At 67.6% G+C, this 25,033-nt stretch carries 26 protein-coding genes; 19 read left to right on the plus strand and 7 right to left on the minus strand.

Annotated features, from left to right (window positions below):
- Positions 1-343: 343 nt before the first annotated feature.
- Complete coding sequence (locus ACLJPD_RS13985) at positions 344-1,738, minus strand: aminotransferase class I/II-fold pyridoxal phosphate-dependent enzyme (protein WP_410872508.1); 1,395 nt, start codon at positions 1,736-1,738, stop codon at positions 344-346.
- A 122-nt stretch (positions 1,739-1,860) separates the two neighbouring features.
- On the opposite strand from ACLJPD_RS13985, the gene ACLJPD_RS13990 reads away from it, so the two are divergent.
- The 7 genes from ACLJPD_RS13990 (at position 1,861) to ACLJPD_RS14020 (ending at position 9,053) form a co-directional block, all read left to right on the plus strand.
- On the plus strand, positions 1,861-2,700 hold the full coding sequence (locus tag ACLJPD_RS13990) for a nitrilase-related carbon-nitrogen hydrolase (RefSeq protein WP_410872509.1): 840 nt from the start codon (positions 1,861-1,863) through the stop codon (positions 2,698-2,700).
- Positions 2,700-4,118 (plus strand): dihydropyrimidinase, encoded by a 1,419-nt coding sequence (gene hydA / locus ACLJPD_RS13995; RefSeq protein WP_410872510.1) that lies wholly within the window; start codon positions 2,700-2,702, stop codon positions 4,116-4,118. The genes ACLJPD_RS13990 and hydA overlap by 1 nt, the downstream gene beginning before the upstream one ends.
- A 30-nt stretch (positions 4,119-4,148) precedes the next feature.
- Positions 4,149-5,192 carry a TIGR03842 family LLM class F420-dependent oxidoreductase gene (locus tag ACLJPD_RS14000; RefSeq protein ID WP_410872511.1) on the plus strand — a complete coding sequence of 348 codons (1,044 nt, stop codon included), beginning with the start codon at positions 4,149-4,151 and terminating at the stop codon, positions 5,190-5,192.
- Between the two features lie 112 nt (positions 5,193-5,304).
- Entirely contained in the window at positions 5,305-6,246 is a 942-nt protein-coding gene (locus ACLJPD_RS14005) for an ABC transporter permease (protein ID WP_410872512.1), read from the plus strand.
- Between the two features lie 50 nt (positions 6,247-6,296).
- Complete coding sequence (locus ACLJPD_RS14010) at positions 6,297-7,133, plus strand: ABC transporter ATP-binding protein (protein WP_410872513.1); 837 nt, start codon at positions 6,297-6,299, stop codon at positions 7,131-7,133.
- Complete coding sequence (locus ACLJPD_RS14015) at positions 7,133-7,897, plus strand: ABC transporter permease (RefSeq protein WP_410872514.1); 765 nt, start codon at positions 7,133-7,135, stop codon at positions 7,895-7,897. Before ACLJPD_RS14010 ends, ACLJPD_RS14015 begins: the two co-directional genes overlap by 1 nt.
- A 13-nt stretch (positions 7,898-7,910) precedes the next feature.
- Positions 7,911-9,053 carry an ABC transporter substrate-binding protein gene (locus ACLJPD_RS14020; protein WP_410872515.1) on the plus strand — a complete coding sequence of 381 codons (1,143 nt, stop codon included), beginning with the start codon at positions 7,911-7,913 and terminating at the stop codon, positions 9,051-9,053.
- Positions 9,054-9,107: 54 nt separating this feature from the next.
- Here the strand turns inward: ACLJPD_RS14020 and ACLJPD_RS14025 are convergent, their stop codons facing one another.
- Entirely contained in the window at positions 9,108-9,611 is a 504-nt protein-coding gene (locus ACLJPD_RS14025; RefSeq protein WP_410872516.1) for a hypothetical protein, read from the minus strand.
- Positions 9,612-9,669: 58 nt separating this feature from the next.
- On the opposite strand from ACLJPD_RS14025, the gene ACLJPD_RS14030 reads away from it, so the two are divergent.
- Positions 9,670-10,047: an arsenate reductase family protein gene (locus tag ACLJPD_RS14030; RefSeq protein ID WP_410872517.1), complete on the plus strand. Its 378-nt coding sequence runs from the start codon at positions 9,670-9,672 to the stop codon at positions 10,045-10,047.
- A gap of 19 nt (positions 10,048-10,066) precedes the next feature.
- Here the strand turns inward: ACLJPD_RS14030 and ACLJPD_RS14035 are convergent, their stop codons facing one another.
- The 3 genes from ACLJPD_RS14035 to ACLJPD_RS14045 all read right to left on the minus strand — a co-directional run bounded on the left by ACLJPD_RS14035 (position 10,067) and on the right by ACLJPD_RS14045 (position 11,921).
- Complete coding sequence (locus ACLJPD_RS14035; protein WP_410872518.1) at positions 10,067-10,612, minus strand: NUDIX hydrolase; 546 nt, start codon at positions 10,610-10,612, stop codon at positions 10,067-10,069.
- A gap of 30 nt (positions 10,613-10,642) precedes the next feature.
- Positions 10,643-11,527, minus strand: coding sequence for a membrane protein insertase YidC (gene yidC / locus ACLJPD_RS14040; RefSeq protein ID WP_410872519.1), 885 nt, complete (start codon positions 11,525-11,527; stop codon positions 10,643-10,645).
- A gap of 94 nt (positions 11,528-11,621) precedes the next feature.
- On the minus strand, positions 11,622-11,921 hold the full coding sequence (locus ACLJPD_RS14045) for a DUF6412 domain-containing protein (protein ID WP_301901024.1): 300 nt from the start codon (positions 11,919-11,921) through the stop codon (positions 11,622-11,624).
- Between the two features lie 170 nt (positions 11,922-12,091).
- Here ACLJPD_RS14045 and ACLJPD_RS14050 point away from each other — a divergent pair, with 170 nt between their 5' ends.
- Positions 12,092-12,817: a TetR/AcrR family transcriptional regulator gene (locus ACLJPD_RS14050; protein ID WP_410872520.1), complete on the plus strand. Its 726-nt coding sequence runs from the start codon at positions 12,092-12,094 to the stop codon at positions 12,815-12,817.
- A gap of 1 nt (position 12,818) precedes the next feature.
- Here the strand turns inward: ACLJPD_RS14050 and ACLJPD_RS14055 are convergent, their stop codons facing one another.
- Positions 12,819-14,000, minus strand: a complete 1,182-nt coding sequence (locus ACLJPD_RS14055; protein WP_410872521.1) for a DUF418 domain-containing protein — start codon at positions 13,998-14,000, stop codon at positions 12,819-12,821.
- Between the two features lie 148 nt (positions 14,001-14,148).
- Here ACLJPD_RS14055 and dop point away from each other — a divergent pair, with 148 nt between their 5' ends.
- The 5 genes from dop to pafA all read left to right on the plus strand — a co-directional run bounded on the left by dop (position 14,149) and on the right by pafA (position 19,092).
- Positions 14,149-15,648 (plus strand): depupylase/deamidase Dop, encoded by a 1,500-nt coding sequence (gene dop / locus ACLJPD_RS14060; RefSeq protein WP_410872522.1) that lies wholly within the window; start codon positions 14,149-14,151, stop codon positions 15,646-15,648.
- 119 nt (positions 15,649-15,767) lie between these two features.
- Entirely contained in the window at positions 15,768-15,962 is a 195-nt protein-coding gene (locus ACLJPD_RS14065; RefSeq protein WP_019047503.1) for a ubiquitin-like protein Pup, read from the plus strand.
- A 65-nt stretch (positions 15,963-16,027) separates the two neighbouring features.
- On the plus strand, positions 16,028-16,804 hold the full coding sequence (gene prcB / locus ACLJPD_RS14070; protein WP_410872523.1) for a proteasome subunit beta: 777 nt from the start codon (positions 16,028-16,030) through the stop codon (positions 16,802-16,804).
- Positions 16,801-17,568, plus strand: coding sequence for a proteasome subunit alpha (gene prcA / locus ACLJPD_RS14075; RefSeq protein WP_410872524.1), 768 nt, complete (start codon positions 16,801-16,803; stop codon positions 17,566-17,568). Before prcB ends, prcA begins: the two co-directional genes overlap by 4 nt.
- Before the next feature lie 165 nt (positions 17,569-17,733).
- Positions 17,734-19,092: a Pup--protein ligase gene (gene pafA / locus ACLJPD_RS14080; protein ID WP_410872525.1), complete on the plus strand. Its 1,359-nt coding sequence runs from the start codon at positions 17,734-17,736 to the stop codon at positions 19,090-19,092.
- A 93-nt stretch (positions 19,093-19,185) separates the two neighbouring features.
- Here pafA and ACLJPD_RS14085 read toward each other — a convergent pair whose 3' ends face one another.
- Complete coding sequence (locus ACLJPD_RS14085; protein WP_410872526.1) at positions 19,186-19,821, minus strand: TetR/AcrR family transcriptional regulator; 636 nt, start codon at positions 19,819-19,821, stop codon at positions 19,186-19,188.
- A gap of 125 nt (positions 19,822-19,946) precedes the next feature.
- Between ACLJPD_RS14085 and ACLJPD_RS14090 the strand changes: the two genes are divergently transcribed.
- The 5 genes from ACLJPD_RS14090 to ACLJPD_RS14110 are packed head-to-tail and all read left to right on the plus strand — an operon-like array spanning position 19,947 to position 24,983.
- Positions 19,947-21,098 (plus strand): acyl-CoA dehydrogenase family protein, encoded by a 1,152-nt coding sequence (locus ACLJPD_RS14090; protein ID WP_410872527.1) that lies wholly within the window; start codon positions 19,947-19,949, stop codon positions 21,096-21,098.
- A 16-nt stretch (positions 21,099-21,114) separates the two neighbouring features.
- On the plus strand, positions 21,115-21,867 hold the full coding sequence (gene fabG, locus ACLJPD_RS14095; RefSeq protein ID WP_410872528.1) for a 3-oxoacyl-ACP reductase FabG: 753 nt from the start codon (positions 21,115-21,117) through the stop codon (positions 21,865-21,867).
- Between the two features lie 16 nt (positions 21,868-21,883).
- The gene (locus tag ACLJPD_RS14100) at positions 21,884-23,041 is read left to right on the plus strand and encodes an acyl-CoA dehydrogenase family protein (protein WP_410872529.1); all 1,158 of its coding nucleotides are present in this window, start codon (positions 21,884-21,886) and stop codon (positions 23,039-23,041) included.
- Entirely contained in the window at positions 23,038-24,531 is a 1,494-nt protein-coding gene (locus ACLJPD_RS14105; protein ID WP_410872530.1) for a long-chain-fatty-acid--CoA ligase, read from the plus strand. The genes ACLJPD_RS14100 and ACLJPD_RS14105 overlap by 4 nt, the downstream gene beginning before the upstream one ends.
- Complete coding sequence (locus ACLJPD_RS14110) at positions 24,528-24,983, plus strand: MaoC family dehydratase (protein ID WP_410872531.1); 456 nt, start codon at positions 24,528-24,530, stop codon at positions 24,981-24,983. Before ACLJPD_RS14105 ends, ACLJPD_RS14110 begins: the two co-directional genes overlap by 4 nt.
- Positions 24,984-25,033 lie beyond the last annotated feature (50 nt).

Here is a 25,033-nt window from a genome sequence, read left to right on the forward strand (position 1 = left end):
AGCAGCGCTTCGCCTGCCTTGATGCGGCGGTAGGCGTGATCGGCCGAAAGGCTGTCGTCGGCCGTGGTGACGGTTCGCGGCGCGGGCGCGCCGTTCTCCGAGTGCCAGGCAGCGGTGTGGCTGCCGTGGTCTCGGGTCCATGTGATGGTGGACAGCGGTATCTCCTGGTGATGGGCAGTGGTCCATTCTGCCGTACCGGTGCGCGACGGCGCAGGTCAGGGGTCAGCACGTTCGGGTGATCGGTCTCGGCGATGCAGGACCCGGCGGAAGACAGCCGTGCGGTTGCCGGGCTCGGGTACCGGCGGTGGCTGATCCAGCGGTGGGACCGGGCGTCGTCGTCGAGTCAGGAACGGCGGATGCGTCGGTAGGTCGGGGTAGCGGTGGCCGCGGCGGCGAGTTCGGTGGCCAGCCAGGCGATGTCGGTGTCGCCGAGGGCGCCCAGGGTCAGGCGCAGGTGGTCGGTGGCAGGGCGCTCGCCCGCTTCGAACGGGCCGCCGGGCGCGGCCTTGATCCCCGCCGCGGCGAGGCTGATCATGGCGGCGTTCTCGTCGGAGACCGGGAGCCAGAGGTTGATGCCGTCGCCCGCGGCCACGGCGACGTCGTGGCGGGCGAGCGCACGGCGCAGCACGGTGGCGCGCCTGCGGTACTCCAAGCGCGCACCCGCCACGGTGGCGCGGGCATCGGCGTCGTGGAGCATCGTCAACAGGACGCGCTGCAGCAGTCGACTTGACCAGCCGGGTCCGAGCATCCGGCGTTCGACCACCGGATCGAGCAGTGCCGCGGGCCCACCGGCGACGGCCAGACGCAGGTCGGCTCCGTGGGACTTGGAGTAGGAGCGGATGTAGACCCCGCGATCGGGGAAGCGCGCGGCCAGCGATCGCAGCGGTGTTGTCGCGATGCCGGCGGAGTGGTCGTCCTCGATGATCAGCGCTGGATGCGGGTCGAGCAGAGCGGCCAGTTCGCGCACTCTGGCGGCGCCGAGCGAAGCGCCGGTCGGGTTGTTGGCGCGGGGCTGCAGGATCACTGCCCGCGGCGCCGGTCCGTCGAAAGCCCGGGCGAATTCCTCAGGGCGGAAACCGGATTCGTCGAGTCGAACCGGGATCGGCCGGGCACCGAGGCGGGCCAGTAGGTCGAGGAACGGCGGAAAGCACGGGTCCTCCACGATCACCGGATCACCGAAGCGCACGTGTGCGGCGAGGAGTCGGTCCACCGCGTCGAGGGCGCCGTCGAGGACGGTGAGCCGTTCGCACGGCCACGGCCAGTCGGCGCGCAGGATTTCGGCGAGGTCGGGCAGCACCGCCTCGCCCAGGTAGTGCGCGGAGAGATCACCCGGCGCGGTATCACGGGACAGTGCGTTCAGCGCGGCCGCGAGATCGGGCAGGAGCGCGGGGTCGGGGGTGCCGCGGGACAGATCGACGCGAAAAGCGTTGTCGGAGTGCGAATGCAGACGCTGATACCGGCCGATCGGTGCTTGCTGCTGCTCCCCGACGAAAGTGCCCGCCCGCCCACGTGCGGTGATCGCGCCGGTCGCGGCCAGCGCACGCCACGCCTGGCTGACGGTCGCGGGGGAGACCCGCAGTTCGCGGGCGACCTCACGCACGGTGGGTAGCCGGGTACCGGGTGTCAGTGCGCCGGAACGGATTCGGCGCCCGATGGCGGCGGCGATTCCGGCAGCGGTTCGTTCGTCGAGGTCCCCGGCGAAGTCCGCGGGAAGTGCGGTCGGCGAGGCTTCGGTCATGGGCCCATTCTGCGGGGTCGTGCGCGGCCGATCCGAGGGCGTCGCCAAGGTTTACGGCATTGAAACTGTTTCCGCACTCTTGTAACACAACGGAATCAGTTGTAGGTGCAGTATAACAAAGCATGGGAATCGTTAGAGCGGCGCTCGTTCAGACCACCTGGGCCGGCGACAAAGAATCAATGATCAAGGTTCACGAGGACTACGCACGGGAGGCGGCGGCGCAGGGCGCGCAGGTGATCTGTTTCCAGGAGTTGTTCTACGGCCCGTATTTCTGCCAGCGACAAGACGCCAAGTTCTACGAGTACGCCGAATCGGTGCCCGGCCCGACGACGGAACGGTTCGCGGCATTGGCCGCCGAGCTGAACATGGTGATGGTGCTGCCGGTGTACGAGCGCGAGATGGACGGGCTGCTCTACAACACGGCGGCGGTGATCGATGCCGATGGCTCCTACCTGGGCAAATACCGCAAACACCACATCCCGCAGGTGACCGGGTTCTGGGAGAAGTTCTACTTCCGGCCGGGCAATCTGGGCTGGCCGGTATTCGATACGGCGGTCGGCAAGGTGGGCGTCTATATCTGTTACGACCGCCATTTCCCGGAGGGCTGGCGGGCGCTCGGCCTCGCGGGCGCGGAAATCGTGTTCAATCCGTCGGCGACGTCGAGGGGGCTTTCCAGTTATCTGTGGAAACTCGAGCAGCCCGCCTCCGCGGTGGCCAACGAGTATTACATCGGCGCGATCAACCGGGTCGGTATCGAGAGCGAATACGGCGACGACGACTTCTACGGTACGAGCTATTTCGTCGACCCCGAGGGCAAGTTCGTCGGCGAGGTCGCCTCCGATACCTCGCCGGAATTGGTTGTTCGTGATCTTGATATGGATCTGATCAAGATCGTTCGCGAGCGCTGGGCGTTCTATCGTGACCGCCGTCCTGATGCCTACGCAACGTTGGTGAACCCCTGATGCGCACCTTCATCCACGGCGGGACGGTGGTGAGCGCCACCGGGTCCCAGCTACTCGACGTGCTGATCGATGACGAGACTATTGTCGCTGTCCTGCAACCGGGTTCGACCGCGATCGGTGCCGATCTGGCGGCCGACGCCGACACGGTGATCGACGCGACCGGCAAGTATGTGATCCCCGGCGGCGTCGACGGCCACACGCACATGCAGTTGCCGTTCGGCGGCACCGAGGCCAGTGACACCTTCGAAACCGGTACCAGGGCCGCGGCCTGGGGCGGCACCACCACGATCGTCGACTTCGCCGTGCAGAAGCCGGGCCAGCGGGTGCAGGACACCCTCGCCGAATGGCATGGCAAGGCCGCCGGGCAGTGCGCGATCGACTACGGGTTCCACCAGATCATCGGCGAGGTCAACGACGAATCCCTGAAAGGGATGAGCGAACTCGTCAGCGAAGGCGTGACGAGCTTCAAGCTGTTCATGGCCTATCCGGGTGTCTTCTACTCCGACGACGGCCAGATCCTGCGCGCCATGCAGTCCGCGGGTGATCTCGGCGCGTTGATGATGATGCACGCGGAGAACGGCATCGCCATCGATGTCCTGGTCGAACAGGCCATCGCACGCGGCGACACCTCGCCCTACTTCCACGGCACGAGCCGTCCGTGGCAGATGGAAGAGGAGGCCACCCATCGCGCGATCATGTTGGCGCAGTTGACCGGTGCGCCCCTGTATGTGGTGCACGTGTCGGCCAAGCAGGCGATGGAACAGATCGCCACGGCGCGCGGCAACGGCCAGAACGTCTTCGCCGAGACCTGCCCGCAGTACCTGTACCTTTCGCTCGAAGAACAGCTCGGCGCACCGGGTTTCGAGGGCGCCAAGTGGGTCTGCTCGACGCCGCTGCGCTCGCGCGCCGAGGGGCATCAGGACGAGCTGTGGCGCTTCATCCGCACCGGTGATGTCACCGCGGTCAGCACCGACCACTGCCCGTTCTGCATGAAAGACCAGAAAGAGCTCGGCGTCGGCGATTTCAGCAAGATCCCCAACGGGATCGGCGGTGTCGAGCACCGGATGGATCTGCTGTTCCAGGGCGTCAAGGACGGGCGGATCTCCCTCGAACGGTGGGTGGAGGTGTGCTGCACCACCCCGGCCCGGATGTTCGGCATGTACCCGCGCAAAGGCGTGATCAGTCCGGGGGCCGATGCCGATGTCGTGATCTATGACCCCAACGGGCACACCAGCATCGGGCTCGGAAAAGCCCATCACATGAACATGGATCACTCCGCCTGGGAGGGCTTCGAGATCGACGGACACGTCGACACGGTCCTGTCGCGCGGCAAGGTGATCGTCGATGACGGTGCCTATCACGGTCGCGCCGGGCACGGCCGGTTCATCCGGCGCGGCCTCGCGCAGAACCTCCTGTAGGACCCCGACTTTTCGAAACGGAGAGTACCCATGGACATCGGTGTGGTCCTGCAGTGCACACCACCTGCCTCGCGGGTGATCGAACTGGCCAGAGTGGCCGAGACCCATGGGTTCTCGCATGTGTGGACCTTCGACTCGCACCTGCTCTGGCAGGAGCCCTACGTGATCTACAGCCAGATCCTGGCCGCCACCCGCAAGGTGATCGTCGGTCCGATGGTCACCAATCCGGCCACCCGGGACCAGACGGTGACCGCGTCCACCTTCGCCACGCTCAACGAGATGTTCGGCAACCGCACGGTCTGCGGTATCGGTCGCGGCGACTCGGCGATCCGTACCCTCGGCGGCAAGCCGACAACCCTGGCCACCCTGCGTGCGTCGGTCGAAGTGATCAGGGAACTCGCCAACGGCCGCAGCGCCCGGATCGGCGACACCGAGGTGCGTTTTCCGTGGGCCGCCGATTCGCGACTCGAGGTGTGGGTGGCCGGGTACGGGCCCAAGGCGCTCGAACTCACCGGGCAGGTCGCCGACGGGTTCATCCTGCAGCTCGCCGATCCCGACATCACCGCCTGGACCATCGCCAAGGTGCGTGCGGCGGCCGAGGCGGCCGGGCGTGATCCGCTGTCGGTGCAGATCTGTGTCGCCGCGCCTGCCTACGTCACCGACGGATCGGCCGACGCGCTGGCACATGCCCGCGACCAGTGCCGGTGGTTCGGCGGCATGGTCGGCAACCACGTGGCCGACATCGTCACGAAATACGGTGCGGGCGGCGATGTTCCGGCAGCGCTCACCGACTACATCGCGGGCAGACAGGGCTACGACTACAACCAGCACGGGCGGGCCGGCAACACACACGCCGATTTCGTGCCCGATGAGATCGTCGACCGGTTCTGCCTGATCGGGACACCCGACGAACAACTCGCCCGCCTGTGGGAGCTCGAGCAGCTCGGCGTCGACCAGTTCGCGGTGTACCTGCAGCACGACGCCAAGACGGCCACCCTCGACGCATACGGCGAGCAGATTCTGCCGCGCCTGCATCAGCCGGTCACCGCGACCAAGGAGGCGCAGCACTCATGACCATCGATCTCGCGATGCTGTGGGCGGCGTACACGATCGGCGTCGTCGGGCTGGGTTTCGCCGCCGCGCTCGCCGGGCACCGGCGGGTGCAGCGCCGGGCAGGAGAGCGGCGGTGACCACGGCGACCATCGATCCGGCCACCGCCGTCGTCCCACCGAAGATCCGAGCGTCGACCCCGGCGCGCACCCGGATGCTGCGCGCGGCCTACGGGGTCGGCGCGTTCGTCCTCGTGGCGGTGATCTGGGAGCTGGTGAAGGTGCTGGTGCCCGCCGACGGCGTGAGTATCGGCGGTACCCGAGTGCTCCCGCGAACCAGCGATGGCGCACTCCCGCATGTCTGGGCCGTGTTCACCGTGCTCGGTGAACCGGACGGCAAGGGCACCGTCGGCGAAACACTTTTGCGCACAGCGATGTTCACGCTGGGACTGTCGTTGCTCGCGCTACTGCTCGGCGCCGCGGTCGGCGTGGCACTTGCCGTCGCGATGCAGCGGTTCGGCTGGCTGGAACGCGGGTTGCTGCCGTATGTGGTTCTCTCCCAGACGGTTCCACTCATCGCGCTGGCCCCGCTGGTGGCGGCGTGGGGCGGCAAACTGTCCATCGGCGGTGAGCCGTGGCGGCCGTGGATGAGCATCGTGGTGATCGCGGCCTACCTGGCGTTCTTCCCGATCGCCGTCGGGATGCTGCGCGGATTGCAGTCACCGTCGGCGGCCTCGGTCGAACTGATGCGCAGTTGCTCGGCCGGTTGGTGGGCGACGTTGACGCGCTTGCGCTTTCCCGCCGCGGTCCCGTCCTTGATTCCCGCGCTGCGCCTGGCCGCCGCGGCGGCGGTGATCGGTGCGGTCGTGGCCGAGATCTCGACCGGCACCGCGGGCGGGATCGGACGACAGATCATCGTGTTCTCCCAGCAGGCCACCGGTGACTCGGCGCGGCTCTACGCTGCCGTTTTCGCCGCCGCACTGCTCGGCGTCGTCCTCACCGCGCTGGTCGGCCTGGTGGAGCTGGCGTTGCGGCGCTACAGCCACCCGCCGGGCACGGGCGCTTCGAGCGAGGGCTGATGAGCGCCGCCGAGACACTCTCCACGACAACGCTTCAGGAAGAAGTACTGATGACTACCACGGTCACTGAACCCGACAGTCCGGTGTCGCCGGTCTCGGCCGCGGTGGAGCTGAGCCACCTGGGCAAGGTCTTCGCCGCCGGTGCGGTGACGGCTCTGTCCGATGTTTCCCTCACCGTCGCGGCAGGCGAATTCGTCTCGCTCATCGGACCTTCCGGCTGTGGCAAGTCCACCCTGCTGCGGATCATCGCCGACCTCGAGACGCCGAGCAGCGGCACCGTCACCGTGCACGGTAAGCCCGCGCGGCAGGCCCGGATCGACCAGGACTACGGCATCGCGTTCCAGCAGGCCGGGCTGCTCGAATGGCGCACTGTCGCAGCCAATGTCGAGCTGCCACTCGAGTTGCACAAGGTGTCGAAGACCCAGCGCAGGGCACGCAGCGCCGAACTGCTCGCCATGGCCGGGCTCAGCGAGTTCGCCGACCGATATCCGGCCCAACTGTCCGGCGGTATGCAACAACGCGTCGCCATCGCCCGCGCGCTGGCCCGCAAGCCCTCGCTGCTGCTGATGGACGAACCGTTCGGTGCGCTCGACGAGATGACCCGAGAACGCATGCAGGGCGAGTTGCTGCGGATCGCGGGGGAGACCGGTGCCGCCGTCGTGTTCGTCACCCACTCGATTCCCGAAGCGGTGTACCTGTCGGACCGGGTGGTGGTGCTCTCCGCGCGACCCGGCCGGATCAGCGACATCGTGTCGACCGGTGGCTGGGATCGCCAGTCGGGCAACGATGTTCGGGCGTCGACCGAGTTCTTCGGCGCCGTGGCCGCCGTGCGGGCGGCACTGCGTGGCGAACCCGACGACACGGCCGTGGCCGGACGGGAGCTGTGATGAAGACCTGGCTGCCGCCCCTGCTGGTCGGTGTCGTCGTGCTCGCGCTCTGGCAGGTGCTCACCGTGGTGGCGGGCGTGCCCTCGTTCCTGCTGCCCGCGCCGAGCGCGATCGCCGCCCAGTTCGGTGCGAACGCGGGCCGGATCCTGGACGCCTCCCTCGCCACCGGTACGAACGCGCTGATCGGGTTCGTCGCCGGGACGGTGCTCGGCCTGGCCGCCGCCGTGCTCGCGGTGCGATTCACCCTGATCGACGGGCTGCTCACCCCGCTGGCCGCGGCGGCCGCGGCAGTGCCGATCGTGGCGCTGGCACCGCTGCTGAACTCGATGTACTCGACGACCACTGAGACACCGCGACGTCTCGTCGTCACGATTGTCGTGTTCTTCCCGGTCTTCGTGAGCACCGCGCGCGGATTGCGTCAGGTGCCCAAGGTGCAGGCCGACCTGATGACCTCCTACGCCGCGTCGGGCTGGCAGATCACCCGCACCGTGCGCCTGCCCGCCGCGCTGCCGCACCTGTTCACGGGCCTGCGGATCGCCGCACCCGGCGCGGTCATCGCGGCCGTCATCGCCGAGTACTTCGGCGGCCTGCAGAACGGGCTCGGCAGCCGGATCACCTCCGCCGCGGCCAATACCGCCTATCCGCGGGCCTGGGCCTACGTCGTCGGTGCGATGTGCGTGGGCCTCGTCTTCCTGGCAGCAGTGTTGCTGCTCGAACAACTCACCCGCCGACCCCGAACCCCACTGCTGTCCACGATCCGATGAGGGAGATCCATCCATGAGCACAACCGCACTCCGGTTGGCCGGCGCGGTGGCCGCGGCCGCCGTGGCCGCCGCCGCGCTGACCGGCTGTAGTACCACCGACAGTGGCTCTGAGACCACCGCCGACGGCCTCACCAAGGTGACCTTGCAGCTGCAATGGTTCAAGCAGGGGCAGTTCGCGGGCTACCTGGCCGCGGTGGACCAGGGCTTCTACAAGGAGCAGGGCCTGTCGGTCGAGATCCTCGACGGGGGCACCGACATCGTGCCGCAGACGGTGCTCGCCCAGGGCCAGGCCGACTACGCGGTCGCGTGGGTGCCCAAGGCCCTCGCCTCGCGCGAGGCAGGCGCCGGGATCACCGAGATCGCGCAGATCTTCCAGAAGTCGGGCACTATGCAGGTCTCGTTCAAGGCCGACAACATCGCCGGACCCGCCGCGCTGCGCGGCAAAACGGTCGGAAACTGGGGCTACGGCAACGAATTCGAGCTCTTCGCCGGCATGACCAAGGCGGGCATCGACCCGGCGAAGGACGTGAAACTGGTCCAGCAGCAGTTCGACATGAACGCCTTCCTCGCCAAGGACATCGCCGCCGCCCAGGCCATGTCCTACAACGAGTACGCGCAGCTGCTCGAAACGAAGAACCCGGCTACCGGAAAGCTCTACACGGCAGACGATTTCAGCACCATCGACTGGAACGCCGAGGGCGTGGCCATGCTGCAGGACGCGCTGTGGGCCAACACCGAGAAGCTGCAGGACAGCGAATACCAGGACCAGACGGTCAAGTTCCTGGCTGCCTCGCTCGAGGGCTGGGCGTTCTGCCGTGACAATCTCGACAAGTGCCGCGACATCACGGTGGCCGCCGGCGCGACTCTCGGTGCGGGACACCAGCAATGGCAGATCAACGAGGTGAACAAGCTGATCTGGCCCTCGCCCGCGGGGATCGGCGCCATCGACAAGACCGCGTGGGATCGCACGGTGTCGATCGCCAAGAGCACCAAGAACGCCGAGGGCGCGACGGTGCTCACCAAGGACCCGGGTGCCGACGCCTACACCAGCGAGTACGTCACGAAGGCTCTCGATCAGTTGAAGGCCGCCGGCGTGGACGTGACGGGCGCGAGTTACCAGCCCACGCAGGTCGTGCCGACCGAGGGCGGTAAGTAGCGCGTCCGACCCCCGGCGGCCCATCGGAGTGCCGATGGGCCGCCGGGGCAGTGCTCAGCGCGGCGTGAGTCCGATGACCACCCCGCCCTGCTGCCAGGTCTGGTAGATGTCGGCCTTGGACGGTTCACCGTCGGGCAGGTAGCCGATGCCGTTGAACTTCGCGTTCTGTTTGTTGTCGCGCGCGATCACCGCGAACAGGTCGATGACGTCCTTCTCCTCGGTATACACAGTGGCGGTGAAGGATTCGGGGGAGCGCCCGCGCGAGAGCGTCATCTGGCCGTCGCCCTGCAGGTTCTTCACCCAGGGACGCAGTGCGGTACCGATCAGCAGGGTGTCATCGTGTTTTGTGTAGGCCACCGGGACGTCGTAGACCGCACCGGATCTGCGGCCGACGACATGCAGGGTCGCCAGCCGCTTGCCGACGATGCCGGACAGGACCGGCACCTTCAACAGGCTGCGGACCACGGAATTGACCCTGGCCTGATTGGCACGGATCGGCTCGGGGCCGCTGGTTGTCGGTGTGCCGTACGGGTTTTCCGAACGCACGCTATCGCTCATCGTCCCAGTATGGGATGCGCGGCCGCTGCCCGCACCGCAGGTGCCCTACGCTGCGATGATGACATCTGGGCAGACCGAGATCTGGCACAACCCGCGCTGCACGAAGAGCCGCACCGCCACCGCGCGTCTGGACGCGGCAGGCGTGGACTACACCGTGCGCCGCTACCTCGATGATCCGCCGACGGTCGCGGAACTGCGGGCGGTGCTGGCGCGGCTCGGCGCCCAGCCGTGGGACATCACCCGCACCGGCGAGCAGATCGCCAAGGACCTCGCCATGGCGGAATGGGGCCGCACCGAGGCTGATCGGGAGCGGTGGTTGAGTGCCTTGGCCGAGAACCCGAAGCTGATTCAGCGGCCGATCGTGCTCACCGCCGACGGCGGTGCGGTGGTGGCCCGCGACGAGCAATCGCTGCGCGCGCTCGACGGATCGTCGTGATCGCCCGGAGGTGACCTGATCAGTGGTCGTCGTCTCCGGCGAGCAGGCCGTCCAGGATGACCCGTGTATCCGGAACGAAAGGCCACGCCGGATCACGCAGGTGCGCACGCAGTTCGGCGTCGGTCCACCACCAGCCGTCCGTGATCTCGGACGGCTGGTGGACGATCGGACCGTCGTAGCGGTACTCGTAACCGAACAGGTGACAGCGCAGCGCGCGGCCCGCCCAGTCGCCGTCCCAGGACGCGGTGGCGCGCAACGGAAGTACGGTGCCGACGGGAACGGCGATGCCGAGTTCCTCACGGAGTTCCCGGATCGCGGTGTCGGACGGATTCTCACCGGCGTCGACCACGCCGCCCGCGAGGCAGTCGTGCATGCCCGCGAAAACGAGTTTGCTGTCGGTGCGCCGATGGACGTACACGCGCGTTCCGTCCGCCGACCGCACGAGGACGCCCGCGCTCGCGTGCCACAGCCCCTCGCGGTAGACGGTGCCGCGAGGGGCCTCGCCGATCACCAGCCCCTCGGCGTCGTAGACGGCGAGCAGTTCGTCCTCCGGATTCGCAGACACCGCCCGAGGGTAACCGCCGGGCAGCGCTGATCACCGCTTCCGGCGCTGGGGCTTCACCCCCGGTCGGGGTGCGGCGGCGCGGGCCGCGGTCGCGACCGCGGCCCGCGCCGCGGCGGTTTCGGCGTCGAGCGTTCGGCGGATCAGGTACTGCTGGCCGCAGGTCCAGAGCGCGTTGGTGGCGAAATAGGTGAGCACGACGACCGGCAGGATCGCGCCGCCGATGAGCGCACCCGCCGGGAACACCCACAGCGACAGGTTCCGCATGATCGCCGCCGTGCTGTTGTCCGCGACCGGCGGGGTCAGCCGCGCCGTGAAATGCGTGGCGAGGGCGGCGATCAGCACCAGCGGGACGGCGAGGACGGCCACCGCGACGAACACCTCGCCCGCGCCGGACAGGGTCGCCGACAGTGGTGCGCCGAACAATCCGGCGTCGAGGAACGCGCGGACCTCGGGTGCGCCGAACAGGTAGTTCGCGGTGGCGCTGTTGACGTCGACCGGCAGTGGGTGGTCTGTGGAAGTGAACGGGCCGACCGCGTAGGTGCCGGTGCGGTCGAACGAGCGCAGCACGTGGAACAGGCCGAGGAAGACCAGTCCCTGGGCGATGAGCGGAACGAACCCGGCGAACATGCGCACGCCGTGCTCGCGATGCAGCAGCCGGATCTTCTCGGCCTGGGCGCGCGGGTCGTCGCGATGGGTGCGGCGGATGGTGTCCATCTGTGGTTGTAGCGAGCGCAGGATCTTTTGGGACCTGGCTTGTCGTAGTGCGGTGCGCACGAGCAGCGCGCGGACGGTGACGACCAGGGCGACGACGGCGAGCAGCCACGCGAGACCGCTGGCCGGGCCGAGTGGGACGGCGAAGAGTTGGTGCCAGCACCACAGGACCGCGGACACGGGGTAGTACACGAAATCGAGCATGACGGGACGACCTGTCCGTGAAGCGTGCGCGAACGCACGAAAAGGGGAGTGGGATCACGAAATCCGACAGGCGGCGCCGATGGCGCGGCACCTGTCAGTGGTGATCGATCCCCGGAGCTCGTGGACGTGGACGACCGGCAGCATCCGGATTGCTCTGTCGCAGAAAGGATCCGCGCAGTCGGCGCTGCGCCGACCGCGGTGGACCCGCACACGCGACCCGAACGGGCAGCCGGCTGCGACCGGTGACCGCGACCAGCGCGCACACCATCGCGGCGGCGACAGCGCCGAACGCGAGCATGCGGGTGGCCTCACCGCCGGGCGTGGAAATGAGCACGAAGGCGGGCAGCACGCACGCGAGAACCGCGTACGCCATCACCATCGCCCGTGCCTGCACGACACCGAGCATACCGGTGCCCGCCGCACTCTCTGCGCGTCGAAAGAGTGGCTCGGGTAATGTGGAGACGTAAGTACGGCCGAACGCGACACTAAGTGTTACTTTGAGTAACACATATGTAGATGGAACGCGATGTCACGGTCAATTTCACCGCGGGTATCCTTGGCCCTGTGACTGCACCATCCGCGCATGCCGATCAGACCGCAGGTGACGGCCGCGCCACCCGCTGGCACGGCCACAAAGAGCGTCGTCGCGCGGAGATGATCGACGCCGCGGTCGAGGTGATCGAGGAACACGGTCTCGAGATCTCGGTGCAGCTGATCGCCGAACATCTGGCGCTGCCGCGACCTGTGGTCTACCGCCACGTCGGTGGCCGGGCAGAACTCGACGCGCTGGCGCGGCGGCGGATCCTGGAACTGCTGCTCGCGGAGTTGCTGCCCGCCCTGCAGCCCGATGGCACGCTCAAGGACGCGGTGCGTGGCGCCATCAGTACCTATCTCGGCTGGATCGAACGCCACCCGAACCTGCACCGCTTCCTCGGCGACGCCGCCCCACAGGGCGCACCGAGCCTCAGCGGTGCCGGACGTGCTGTCAGTGGTCAGTTGGCCGATATCTTCGCGGCCAGCCTGGCCCGTTTCGGCATCGAACCCGCGCGCGGGCGGCCGATGGCCTTCGGCATCGTCGGCCTCGTCGACGGTGTGGTGGCGAGTTGGCGTGCAGAGTCGGAGCCGGTGCTCACCACCGAGCAGGTGCAGGGCATTCTGACCGAGTCGGTGCTGTCGCTGTTCGAGGGCAATGCCCGCAGTCTCGGTGTTCCGCTGCAACGGGATTCACTCGTGTCCGACCTGCTCATCGCGCCGGACGCGGCCCCGCCGCCCAGTGAGCGACTGCGCTGACTCACCCGGCCAGCACACGATAGGTCCGATTCCACAGCCACTCGACGGGCCCGCGCTCGAAACGGCACAGCCACAGGTGCGCGAACGCGATGATCGCCGCGGCGACGAACAGATAGATCGCCACGGTGAACGGCACCCGTGCCGAATCCGAGACCCGCGCCGCGAGCCCGAAACCCCAGCCGTAGCAGAGTATTCCGGCGATCAGGTTCTGCAGGATGTAGCAGCTGAGCGCGGTACGGCCGACTTCGCTCAGGCGTGCGCCCGCGAACCCGAGGTGGGGCCTGCGCAGGTAGAACTCGGCGACCGCGGCCAGGATGGCGAGGGCGACGAACGGTGCCGTCCCGTAGCGCGTCAACAGGATGTAGTCGCCGCCGCCGATGATGCCCACCGCCAGGTCCAGCGGCGCGGCGACCGCGAACCCGATCACCATGAGCCGCCGTCGAATTCGCGCTCCTTCGGGCCGGAAGACGCCCGCCCGGAACAACCGCGCGCCGACCAGGAACAGGGCGATCGACATCGGGAACACGAAGATCGTCTCGAGTCGGAACATCAGCGCATTGTCGAGCCGGAACAGCACCAGATCCCAAAAGGAGCCGTCCGCATAGGGATTCGGGTCGAGCGGTGTCGAAGCGGCGCTCTCCCGCGCCGGTGCGAAGGCGAGGGCGGCGGCGATCAGCGTCAACATCGTCACGTGGACTGAGGCCGCGATGATCAGCCAACGGCGTTGTGCGCGTTCACTTGTCGCGAGCACATAGGCGACGACGAGGCCGGTCAGCGCGTAACCCATCAGGACGTCGAACTCGGCGACGAACAGGAAGTTCAGTAAACCGTCGAGCAGGAGCAGCCCCGCGCGATAGGGGTATCTGCCCGGCCACGGCCGGGCACCTCGCTGTGCCGAACCCTGCTGGATGGCCAGTCCGATCCCGAACATCACCGTCAGCAGGCCGAGGAATTTTCCCTGTGCGATCTGCTGGAGCACCCGTTCGGACCACATCCAGGCGTTCTCGGGGGTAGCGCCGAGCTGGTCGAGGTAGCCGATCATCCCCGCCGCGCTGGTGAAGATCCAGATATTGGTACCGAGGGTGCCCAGGATCGCGATGCCGCGCAGCACGTCCAAGGCGATCATGCGAGCGGCCCGGGGCGCGGCAGGTGCCGCGGTGGCGGGTGTGACGGCGTCGGTCATGCACTGAGTATCGGCGCGCGCCCCCGCCCAGCGGATCGCTCGCGAGAACGATTCCAGGTCCCCCACTCGGGGGATGTTACTGGCCTCCAGCGGCCTCGCTGGGCAGAGATGCGGGTGCGGGTCCGACGCGTCGCCTAGGCTCGACAGCATGCAGCGCATCATCGGAATCGAGGTCGAATACGGCATCTCGACCCCCACGGAGCCGACGGCCAACCCGATCCTCACCTCCACACAGGCCGTTCTCGCCTACGCCGCCGCCGCGGGCGTGCCGAGAGCCAAGCGGACCCGCTGGGACTACGAGGTGGAATCCCCGCTGCGTGACGCGCGTGGTTTCGACCTGAGCCGGATGAGTGGGCCCGCCCCGGTCATCGACGCCGACGAGGTCGGCGCGGCCAACATGATCCTCACCAACGGCGCCCGGCTCTACGTCGACCACGCCCACCCCGAGTACTCCGCGCCCGAGGTCGTCGACCCGCTCGACGCGGTCATCTGGGACAAAGCGGGCGAGCGGGTGATGGAAGCGGCCGCGCGGCATGCCTCGAGTGTGCCGGGAGCGCCCCGGCTGCAGCTGTACAAGAACAATGTCGACGGCAAGGGCGCTTCCTACGGCACCCACGAGAACTACCTGATGAGCCGCGACACCCCGTTCAGCCACATCATCGCGGGACTCACCCCGTTCTTCGTCTCCCGCCAGGTGATCTGCGGCGCGGGCCGGGTCGGCATCGGCCAGTCCGGTGACCACGCCGGATTCCAGCTGTCCCAGCGCGCCGACTACATCGAGGTCGAGGTCGGCCTCGAGACCACGCTCAAGCGCGGCATCATCAACACCCGCGACGAACCGCACGCCGACGCCGACAAATACCGGCGACTGCACGTGATCATCGGCGACGCCAACCTCGCCGAGATGTCGACCTACCTCAAGGTCGGCACCACCGCACTGGTGCTCGACATGATCGAGGGCGGCGAGGACCTCTCGGAGTTCCAGCTCGCCCGCCCGGTCACCGCCGTGCACCAGATCAGCCACGACCCCACGCTGCGCGCCACCGTCGCACTCGCGGACGGCCGCGAGCTGACCGGCCTTGCGCTGCAACGGCTTTACCACGAGCGGGCCGCCAAGTTCGTCCACCGCCAAGGCAACGACGACCCGCGCGTGCTCGACATCCTCGACAACTGGGCGATGGTCCTCGACCTGCTCGAGCGCGACCCGATGGAGGCCGCGCACCTGCTCGACTGGCCCGCCAAACTGCGCCTGCTCGAAGGCATGCGCAGTCGTGAGGGCCTGGGCTGGGCCGCGCCCAAACTGCACCTGATGGACCTGCAGTACTCCGATGTGCGCCTGGACAAAGGCCTCTACAACCGGCTGGTCGCGCGTGGGTCGATGAAGCGGCTCGTCAGCGAACAGCAGGTGCTCGACGCGATGACCAACCCGCCCACCGACACCCGCGCCTACTTCCGCGGTGAATGCCTGCGCCGCTTCGGCGCCGATATCGCCGCCGCCAGTTGGGATTCGGTGATCTTCGATCTGGGTGGTGATTCGCTGGTTCGGATCCCGACGCTGGAACCGCGCCGGGGCACGAAAGCGCACGTCGGCAAGCTGCTCGACGCCTCGCGCACGGCCGCGGAACTGGTCGAACAGCTCACCCACTGACGCGACGAAGGGGTCGACTGCGCGACAATCCGATCGCTATCGACCACCTTGTCGGATCCGCTCGGTAGGGTTGTGGGACACACACGATCATCGTGATGAGGAAGAGGAGGTCGGCTGCCATGGCACAAGAGCAGACCAAGCGCGCCGGGGGTGGCGACGAGGACGAGGGCCCCGAGGGCGTAGACGCGGCAGGGCAGGAACGCCGCGAGAAGCTGGCGGAGGAAACCGACGACTTGCTCGATGAGATCGATGACGTGCTCGAAGAGAACGCCGAGGACTTCGTGCGGGCGTATGTGCAGAAGGGCGGCCAGTGACCCCAGGTGACCCCTTGCGCCTCCACGCGGGGCGGGTTCTCTCCTCGTTCACCGAACATCTCCGCATGCACGCACCGGACCTGTTGCCCGCCAACAGGTTTCCGGTCTCGGATCTGACCGCGACGAAGGACCTGGCGCCGCACGGCACCACCATCGTCGCGGTCACCTACCGTGGCGGCGTGCTGATCGCGGGCGACCGCAGGGCCACCATGGGCAACCTGCTGGCCAGCCGCGATACCGAGAAGGTGTACATCACCGACACCTTCTCGGCCGCGGGCATCGCGGGCACCGCGGGCATCGCGATCGAGATGGTGCGGCTGTTCGCCGTGGAGCTGGAGTACTACGAGAAGATCGAAGGCGTGCCGCTCACCTTCGACGGTAAGGCCAACAAGCTGTCGAAGATGGTGCGCGACAACCTGCCCGCGGCCATGCAGGGCCTGGCCGCGATCCCGCTGCTGGTCGGTTTCGACGATCAGATCCTCGACCTCGACCGGTCCGGCCGCATCGTGTCCTACGACGTGGTCGGCGGACGCAGCGAGGAGCGGTTCGGCTACACCGCCGTCGGATCCGGTTCGACATTCGCGAAGTCGTCGCTGAAAAAGCTCTACCAGCGCGGCATCGACCAGGACCGGGCCTTGCGGATCGCGGTGGAATCGCTGTTCGACGCCGCCGACGACGACACCGCCACCGGTGGTCCCGACATGCTGCGCGGGATCTACCCGACAGCGGTGGTGATCGGTGCCGAGGGTGCGGAGGAGATCGGTGAGAATCGTCTCGCCGAGATCGCTCGCGGTGTGATCGCCGACCGGGAAGCCGCGGAAGAAGGGGGCGCCGTCCTATGACGCTGCCGTATTACGCCTCGGCCGAGCAGATCATGCGCGACAAGACCGAGCTCGCCCGCAAGGGCATCGGTCGCGGTCGCAGTGTGATCGTGCTGGTCTACGCCGACGGTGTGCTGTTCGTCGCCGAGAACCCCTCGGCGACGCTGCACAAGGTCAGCGAGCTCTACGACCGCGTCGGGTTCGCCGCGGTCGGCAAGTACAACGAGTTCGAGGCACTGCGCCGCGGCGGCATCCTGCAGGCCGACCTCAAGGGTTACCAGTACGACCGGCGCGATGTCACCGGGCGTGGGCTGGCCAACCTGTACGCGCAGACCCTCGGATCGATCTTCACCGACCAGCTCAAGCCCTACGAGGTGGAGATCTGCGTCGCCGAGGTCGGTTATCCGGAACAGTCACCGACTTCGGTGCTGTACCGGATCACCTTCGACGGTTCCATCGTCGACGAACGCGAGTACGTCGTCATGGGTGGCACCACCGAGCCGATCCTGACCCAGCTCAAGGCGGCCTACAAGCCGGGGCTGTCGCTCGATGACGCGTTGAAGGTGGCGATCGGCGCCTTGGTGGCCGGTCAGCCGGAGGCCGACAAGGACAAGCGTTCGCTCGGTGAGGCGTCCCTGGAGGTGGCCACGCTCGAGCAGCAACGGCCTCGCCGGGCGTTCCGCAGGCTGCAGGGACCCGCTCTGGAGACGGCGTTGGCCGCGTCGAAGCCGAAAGCGGTGAAAGAGGCGAAGCTGCCCGAACCCGACGACGGCGCGGGGGAATAACCCGCCGTCACGATCATGATCGGGCCTGTGAACCACCGTGGTTCACAGGCCTGATCTCGTCGTGTGCGCGGAGGTCGTTCGCTGTACGAATCGTTGTGAACACGTATGCGAATGGGATGTCAGGAGCGCCGCGCGGGTACTGGTCATGGCTGTACTGTCGAAAGGGTGCAGCGACGAATCATGGGGATCGAGACCGAGTTCGGTGTGACATGCACCTTCCACGGTCACCGTCGGCTGTCCCCCGACGAGGTAGCCCGGTACTTGTTCCGCCGGGTCGTGTCCTGGGGCCGTAGCTCCAATGTCTTCCTTCGCAACGGTGCCAGGTTGTACCTCGACGTCGGATCGCATCCCGAGTACGCCACCGCCGAATGCGACAGCCTGGTGCAGTTGGTCACCCACGACCGGGCAGGCGAGCGGGTGCTGGAAGACCTGCTCATAGACGCCGAACAGCGCCTCGCCGAAGAAGGTATCGGCGGCGACATCTACCTGTTCAAGAACAACACCGACTCCGCGGGCAACTCCTATGGCTGCCACGAGAACTTCCTCGTGGTGCGCGCCGGCGAGTTCTCCCGGATCTCCGATGTGCTGCTCCCGTTCCTGGTCACCCGCCAGCTCATCTGCGGGGCGGGCAAGGTGCTGCAGACGCCGAAGGCCGCCACGTTCTGCCTGTCGCAGCGGGCCGAGCACATCTGGGAGGGCGTCTCCTCGGCGACCACTCGCTCGCGCCCGATCATCAACACCCGCGACGAGCCGCACGCCGACGCCGAGAAGTACCGGCGCCTGCACGTGATCGTCGGTGACTCCAACATGGCCGAACCGAGCACCATGCTCAAGGTGGGCACGGCGTCGCTGGTGCTGGAGATGATCGAAGCCGGGGTGTCGTTCCGCGATTTCGCGCTCGACAATCCGATACGGGCCATTCGCGAGGTCAGCCACGATCTCACCGGCCGTCGTCCCGTGCGCCTGGCGGGCGGACGTCAGGCCAGCGCACTGGAAATCCAGCGCGAGTACTACGCCCGCGCCGTCGAGCACCTGCGCAACCGCGACCGCGATCCGCAGGTCGACGCGGTGGTTGACCTGTGGGGTCGCACCCTCGACGCGGTCGAGGCGCAGGACTTCGCCAAGGTCGACACCGAGATCGACTGGGTGATCAAGCGCAAGCTTTTCCAGCGCTACCAGGATCGCTACAGCATGGAGATGTCGGATCCCAAGATCGCCCAGCTGGATCTGGCCTACCACGACATCAAACGCGGTCGCGGTGTCTTCGATCTGCTGCAGCGTAAGGGTCTGGCCAAGCGGATCACCGAGGACGACGCCGTCGATGCCGCGGTGGACACGCCGCCGCAGACCACCCGCGCCAAACTGCGCGGTGATTTCATCACCGCCGCCCAGGAAGCCGGCCGTGATTTCACCGTCGACTGGGTGCACCTGAAGTTGAACGATCAAGCACAGCGCACGGTGCTGTGCAAGGATCCGTTCCGGTCCGTCGATGAGCGAGTCGACCGGCTGATCGCCTCGATGTAGGCGAACCCCTCAGACGGGGGGACCGACGACGGAACCGGTGGCGCATGGGAGCGATTGCGTAGGCGCCACCGGTTCCGTTGTGTGGTGGGCGGCTCAGTCCGCGGTGACGACCGTCGCGTAGGTGGCGGTCAGTCCGGCGATGAACGACGTGAGCGCCAATTCGAAACTGTCGTCGTCGATTTCGTCGGCGATCGCGCGCAGTAGGTGCGCCTGGTTCAGGTGGGGGTAGCGGTCGCGGTAGACCTGGACGTCGTCGGCGAAGCCGCCGGCGAAGGAGCCGACTGTCGAACCCATGACCAGGTAACGGGTGGCCGCGCCGATCATGGTGGCGTAGCGCGGCGGCCAGCCCGCGCGGACCAGACCGCCGTGTACGGCGTCGGCGGCGCGCAGGTTCTCGGCCCGGCGGCCGGGGCCCGTTGCCAGGTACGGCACGAAATTGGGGTGGGTGGCCAGTGCGGCGCGGTAGCTGCGGGCCCAGTCCGCGAGTGCTGAGTCCCAGCTCGTGGTGTCGAAGCTCGAGGTGTCGACGAGGCGCATGATGCCGGTGGCGATGTCGTCGAACAGGTCGTCCTTGTTGGGGTAGTGGCCGTAGAGCGAGGCGGCCTGCACGCCGAGTTCGGCGCCCAGTTTGCGCATGGAGACCTCGGCGAGTCCGTCGCGGTCGATCAGGACCAGCGCGGCGTCGCGAATGCGCTCGCGGCTCAACAGCGGTACGCGCGGCCTCGCCATGCGGTCCTCCTTCTCGTCGGGAATCGAACGGTATCACCGATGCCGAACTGTCCCTTGATTAACCGAACAGCGTTAGGATATGGTGCCCGGGTAAACCTAACGGCGTTTGGTTCAGGAGTGGTTCCGTGGATTTCCAGCTCACCCCCGCGCAGTCCGACCTGCGCGAACTCGCCCGCACCTGGGTGGACAGAGAAGTCGTGCCGTATGCGGCGCAGTGGGATCGCGACGAATCGGTAGATCGCGCGATCGTCGGCAAACTCGGGGCGCTGGGTTTCCTCGGCATCGGAATCACCGAGGAGTACGGGGGCTCCGGCGGCGACATGATGGACTACTGCCTGCTGCTGGAAGAACTCGGACGCGGAGACAGCGCGGTGCGCGGCATCGTGTCGGTCTCGCTCGGCCTGTTCGGCAAGTCGATCGCCGCCTACGGCACCGAGGAACAGAAGCAGCGGTTCCTGCCCGGGATCTGTGCGGGCTCGGCGCTCGGTTGTTTCGCGCTGACCGAGCCCGGCACCGGCTCCGATGCCGCCAACCTGGACACCCGCGCGATCCGCGACGGGTCGGACTGGGTTCTGTCCGGCACCAAGATCTTCATCACCAACGGCACCTGGGCCGATACCGCGCTGGTGTTCGCGCGGACCGGTGGCCCGGGTCCGAAGGGTGTCACCGCGTTCCTGGTGCCCACCGACGCACCGGGTTTCGGCCGCACCGAGGTCAAGGGCAAGCTCGGTCTGCGCGGCCAGGCCACCGCCGAACTCGTCCTCGACAGTGTCCGGGTGCCCGACTCGCTGCGCCTCGGCGAGGAGGGTCAGGGGTTCCGGATCGCGATGTCCGCGCTGGACAAGGGGCGCATCGGGGTCGCGTCCGGGTGCGTCGGCGTCGCCCGCGCCTGTCTCGAGGCCGCGGTGCGCTACGCCGGTGAACGCGAACAGTTCGGCAAGCCGATCGCCGGCTATCAGCTGGTTCAGGAACTGCTTGCCGATATCGCCGTCGAGACCGATGCTGCCCGGCTACTCGCCTGGCGCGCAGCCGATCTCGCTGATCGCGGGGAAGCCTTCGGCACCGCCGCGTCGATGGCGAAGCTGTTCGCCTCCGAGACCGCGGTCAAGGCCGCGAACAACGCGATCCAGGTGTTCGGTGGCTACGGCTACATCGACGAATACCCCGTCGCCAAGTACCTGCGCGATGCCCGCGTGCTGACCCTCTACGAGGGCACCACCCAGATCCAGAAACTGCTCATCGGGCGCGCCCTCACCGGCGTGAACGCCATTGTCTGACACAGGAGTACGACCCATGACCCACCGAACAGCCTTCGTCACCGGAGCCGCCCGCGGTATCGGTGCGGCGACCGCGGCCCGCCTGGCCGACGACGGATTCGCCGTTGCCGTCGTCGATCTCGACGCCGACGCCGCGGTGCTGGCCGCCGGGAAGATCAACGCGGCGGGCGGCACCGCGATCGGCCTCGGCTGCGATGTCGCCGACGAGGCCCAGGTGTCGGATGCGGCGGCGCGCACCGTGGCCGCGTTCGGCTCCCTGGACGTGCTCGTGAACAACGCGGGCGTGCTGCGCGACAACCTGCTGTTCAAGATGTCGGTCGAGGACTGGGACACGGTCATGGCGGTGCATCTGCGCGGTGCGTTCCTGTGCAGCAAGGCCGCGCAGAAGCACATGGTGGACAACGGTGGCGGCGCCATCGTCAACACCTCGAGCGTCTCGGCGCTCGGCAATCGTGGCCAGGCCAACTACGCGGCGGCGAAGGCGGGCATCCAGGGCCTGACCCGCACGCTCGCCATGGAACTCGGTCCGTTCGGAATCCGCGTCAATGCCGTGGCCCCCGGCTTCATCGCCACCGAGATGACCGCGGCCACCGCGGCGCGGATGGGCGTGAGTGCCGAGGACCTGCAGGCGAAAACCGCGGAGATCACCCCGCTGCGACGGGTCGGCGTGCCTGCCGACATCGCGAATGTGGTGGCGTTCCTCGCCTCCGACGATGCCGGATTCGTCACCGGACAGACCGTGTATGTCGACGGCGGACGCCGTCTCTAGGTTTCGGAGAAATACCATGCAGAGAACAGTTTTCAACGACGAGCACGAAGCATTTCGCAAGACCGTGCGCGCGTTCATCGAATCGCAGGTCTCACCGGTCTACGACCAGTGGTACGAGGCGGGCATCGTGCCACGCGAGTTCTACAGCAAGCTGGCCGATCTCGGGGTGTTCGGGATCGAGGTGCCCGAGGAATACGGTGGCGCCGGCATCGAATCGTTCAAGTTCCAGGCGATCCTGCTGGAGGAAACCACCCGCGCCGGTGTGTCTTTCGGTGGTTCGGGCGTGCACGTCGGGCTGTGCCTGCCGTATCTGAAGAACCTCGCGACCGAGGAACAGAAGCAGCGCTGGCTGCCGGGGTTCGTCTCGGGTGAGGTCATGTTCGCGATCGCGATGACCGAGCCGGGCACCGGTTCCGATCTCGCCGGAATGCGCACCACCGCACAGCTTTCCGACGACGGCACGCACTATGTGCTCAACGGATCCAAGACCTTCATCACCGGTGGCGTGCACGCCGATCGGGTGATCGTCTGCGCGCGGACCGCCCCGCCGTCGGAAACCGATCGCCGCCACGGCATCTCGTTGCTCGTCGTCGATACGAAGTCACCCGGGTACTCGGTCGGCCGCAAGCTGGACAAGCTGGGTCTGAAGGTGTCCGATACCGCCGAACTGTCGTTCACCGATGTGCGTGTTCCGGTGTCTGACCTGCTGGGTGAGGCGCACAAGGGCTTCAGCTACCTCGGCCAGAACCTGCCGCAGGAACGGCTCTCGATCGCGCTCGGTGCCTACGCCCAGGCCAAGGCGGCGATCCGGTTCACCCTCGAATACACCAGGGGCCGGACCGTTTTCGGTCAGCCGGTCGCCCAGTTCCAGAACACCAAGTTCGAACTGGCCGCCTGTCAGGCCGAGGTCGACGCGGCCGAAGCGGTCGTCGACCGGGCCCTGGAAGCCCTCGATCGCGATGAGCTCACCGCCGCCGACGCGGCCTCGGCCAAACTGTTCTGCTCCGAGGTGGCCTCGCGCGTGATCGACCGCTGCTTGCAATTGCACGGCGGCTACGGCTACATCAACGAGTACCCGGTGGCCCGCCTGTACGCCGACAACCGGGTCAACCGGATCTACGGCGGCACCAGCGAGGTAATGAAGATGATCATCGCGAAGGACATGGGCCTGTGAACGCCACACTCTCGCTGGCGAGCATCCTCGCCGAACCCGCCCGCCGCCGACCGAACCACCTCGCGCTGATCGAAGGCGACACCCGCATAACCTTCACCGATCTGTGGCACCAGGCCCGTGAGCAAGCGGGTGCCCTGATCGCCCGCGGGGTGAAACCCGGTGACCGCGTGGGGCTGCTGTGCCCGAACACCGCGGACTTCCCACGCGCCTACTTCGCCATCCTGGCCGCGGGCGCGACGGTGGTGCCCGTGCATCTGCTGCTCACCGCGCCGGAGATGGAGTACGTGCTACGCGACAGCGGCGCCTCGCTGCTGATCTGTCATCCGATGGTCGCGGCCACCGGGACCGAAGCCGCGCGCGGCGCGGGCATCGACGTGGTGGCACCCGAAGAGCTTGTCGGCGAGGCGATCTCGAACTTCGTCTCGCGTAGCCCACTGGACACCGCGGTCGTGTTCTACACCAGCGGCACCACCGGCACACCCAAGGGCGCCGAACTCAGCCACCTCAACATGGTGATGTGCGCGACGGTGAACACCTTCGACGCCAACGAGATCCACCGCGACGACATCGCACTCGGTGCCCTGCCGCTGTTCCATGTCTTCGGGCAGACGGTGTCGATGAACTCGCATTGGCGGGTCGGCGGCACCCTGGTGCTGATGCCGAGATTCGATGCGGCCGCGGCCGTTTCGCTGATGGCGGCCGAGCGGGTCAACCTGTTCCACGGGGTGCCGACGATGTATCTGTCGTTGATCGAGGCGGCGGCCGCGGCCCCGGAACTGCCCGAGCTGAAACTGTGTATCAGCGGTGGCGCCGCGTTACCGGTCGCCGTGCTCGAGGAATTCGAGCGGCTCTTCCACGCGCCGGTGCTCGAGGGGTACGGGCTGTCGGAGACCTCGCCGACCGCCGCGGTGAACCAGCCGTGCTTCGGCACCGAGGCGGGCACGGTCGGACACGCGGTGTGGGGCGTCGACGTGGAGATCGCCGATCCCGCGATCACCGACCGCATCGAACTGTTGCCGATCGGCGACGTCGGGGAGGTGGTGGTGCGTGGCCACAACGTATTCAGCGGCTACACCGGCAGACCGGAGGCGACCGCGGCCGCGGTGATCGACGGCTGGTTCCGCACCGGCGACCTCGGTACCCGCGACGAGACCGGCCGGGTGCGCATCGTCGACCGGATCAAGGAGATGATCCTGCGCGGCGGATTCAATGTCTATCCGACCGAGGTCGAAGCGGCCCTGATCCGGCACCCACACATCGCGCAGGTTGCCGTGATCGGCGTGCCCGACCCGCATTACGGTGAGGAGATCGTGGCGGTCGTCGTGCCAGAGGGCGCGGTGACCGCGCAGGAAGTGATCGACTTCGGCAAGCAACAGGTCGCGAAGTACAAGTACCCGCGCCGGGTCGAATTCGTCACCGAGCTACCCCTGGGCCCCACCCACAAGGTTCTCAAGCGCGAACTGCGCCAACGTTTCGGAGGAGCGGCATGACCACGGATTTCGCTGATTTCGACGCCCTGCGCGCCGCGATCGGCACCGAACTCGGCCCCAGCGACTGGGTCACCGTCGACCAGCGCCGCATCGACCTGTTCGCCGAAGCCACCGGCGACCACCAGTGGATCCACCTCGACACCGAACGTGCTGGCGCGGGCCCCTACGGTGCCACCATCGCCCACGGCTTCCTCACGCTGTCGCTGATCGTGCCCATGACCCAGCAGATCATGAGCGTCAGCGCGGCGAAGGCGGGCATCAACTACGGCCTCGACCGAGTCCGCTTCCTCACCCCGGTCCCGGTCGACAGCCGAATCCGTGCCCACCTCACCCTCACCGAGGTGACCGAAGTACCCGGCGGCGTCCAGATCCACCGCCATGTCACCGTGGAACTCGAGGGAGCCGAGCGCCCGGCTTGCGTGGCCGATTCCATCGCCCGCTGTCTGCTGTGATCTCCCGCCGTGGCGAGCGCGACGTGCGCTCGCCACGGCCGAACTCGTGA

The organism is Nocardia sp. A7 (assembly GCF_046549215.1).
Lineage (GTDB): Bacteria > Actinomycetota > Actinomycetes > Mycobacteriales > Mycobacteriaceae > Nocardia.

Excerpts from the sequence above, each read along its gene's own strand:
- ACLJPD_RS13985 (WP_410872508.1), bottom strand. The coding sequence starts at position 1,738 with ATGACCGAAGCCTCGCCGACCGCACTTCCCGCGGACTTCGCCGGGGAC.
- ACLJPD_RS13990 (WP_410872509.1), top strand. The coding sequence starts at position 1,861 with ATGGGAATCGTTAGAGCGGCGCTCGTTCAGACCACCTGGGCCGGCGAC.
- hydA (WP_410872510.1), top strand. The coding sequence starts at position 2,700 with ATGCGCACCTTCATCCACGGCGGGACGGTGGTGAGCGCCACCGGGTCC.
- ACLJPD_RS14000 (WP_410872511.1), top strand. The coding sequence starts at position 4,149 with ATGGACATCGGTGTGGTCCTGCAGTGCACACCACCTGCCTCGCGGGTG.
- ACLJPD_RS14010 (WP_410872513.1), top strand. The coding sequence starts at position 6,297 with ATGACTACCACGGTCACTGAACCCGACAGTCCGGTGTCGCCGGTCTCG.
- ACLJPD_RS14015 (WP_410872514.1), top strand. The coding sequence starts at position 7,133 with ATGAAGACCTGGCTGCCGCCCCTGCTGGTCGGTGTCGTCGTGCTCGCG.
- ACLJPD_RS14020 (WP_410872515.1), top strand. The coding sequence starts at position 7,911 with ATGAGCACAACCGCACTCCGGTTGGCCGGCGCGGTGGCCGCGGCCGCC.
- ACLJPD_RS14025 (WP_410872516.1), bottom strand. The coding sequence starts at position 9,611 with ATGAGCGATAGCGTGCGTTCGGAAAACCCGTACGGCACACCGACAACC.
- ACLJPD_RS14030 (WP_410872517.1), top strand. The coding sequence starts at position 9,670 with ATGACATCTGGGCAGACCGAGATCTGGCACAACCCGCGCTGCACGAAG.
- yidC (WP_410872519.1), bottom strand. The coding sequence starts at position 11,527 with ATGCTCGATTTCGTGTACTACCCCGTGTCCGCGGTCCTGTGGTGCTGG.
- ACLJPD_RS14055 (WP_410872521.1), bottom strand. The coding sequence starts at position 14,000 with ATGACCGACGCCGTCACACCCGCCACCGCGGCACCTGCCGCGCCCCGG.
- dop (WP_410872522.1), top strand. The coding sequence starts at position 14,149 with ATGCAGCGCATCATCGGAATCGAGGTCGAATACGGCATCTCGACCCCC.
- ACLJPD_RS14065 (WP_019047503.1), top strand. The coding sequence starts at position 15,768 with ATGGCACAAGAGCAGACCAAGCGCGCCGGGGGTGGCGACGAGGACGAG.
- prcB (WP_410872523.1), top strand. The coding sequence starts at position 16,028 with ATGCACGCACCGGACCTGTTGCCCGCCAACAGGTTTCCGGTCTCGGAT.
- prcA (WP_410872524.1), top strand. The coding sequence starts at position 16,801 with ATGACGCTGCCGTATTACGCCTCGGCCGAGCAGATCATGCGCGACAAG.
- ACLJPD_RS14085 (WP_410872526.1), bottom strand. The coding sequence starts at position 19,821 with ATGGCGAGGCCGCGCGTACCGCTGTTGAGCCGCGAGCGCATTCGCGAC.
- fabG (WP_410872528.1), top strand. The coding sequence starts at position 21,115 with ATGACCCACCGAACAGCCTTCGTCACCGGAGCCGCCCGCGGTATCGGT.
- ACLJPD_RS14100 (WP_410872529.1), top strand. The coding sequence starts at position 21,884 with ATGCAGAGAACAGTTTTCAACGACGAGCACGAAGCATTTCGCAAGACC.
- ACLJPD_RS14110 (WP_410872531.1), top strand. The coding sequence starts at position 24,528 with ATGACCACGGATTTCGCTGATTTCGACGCCCTGCGCGCCGCGATCGGC.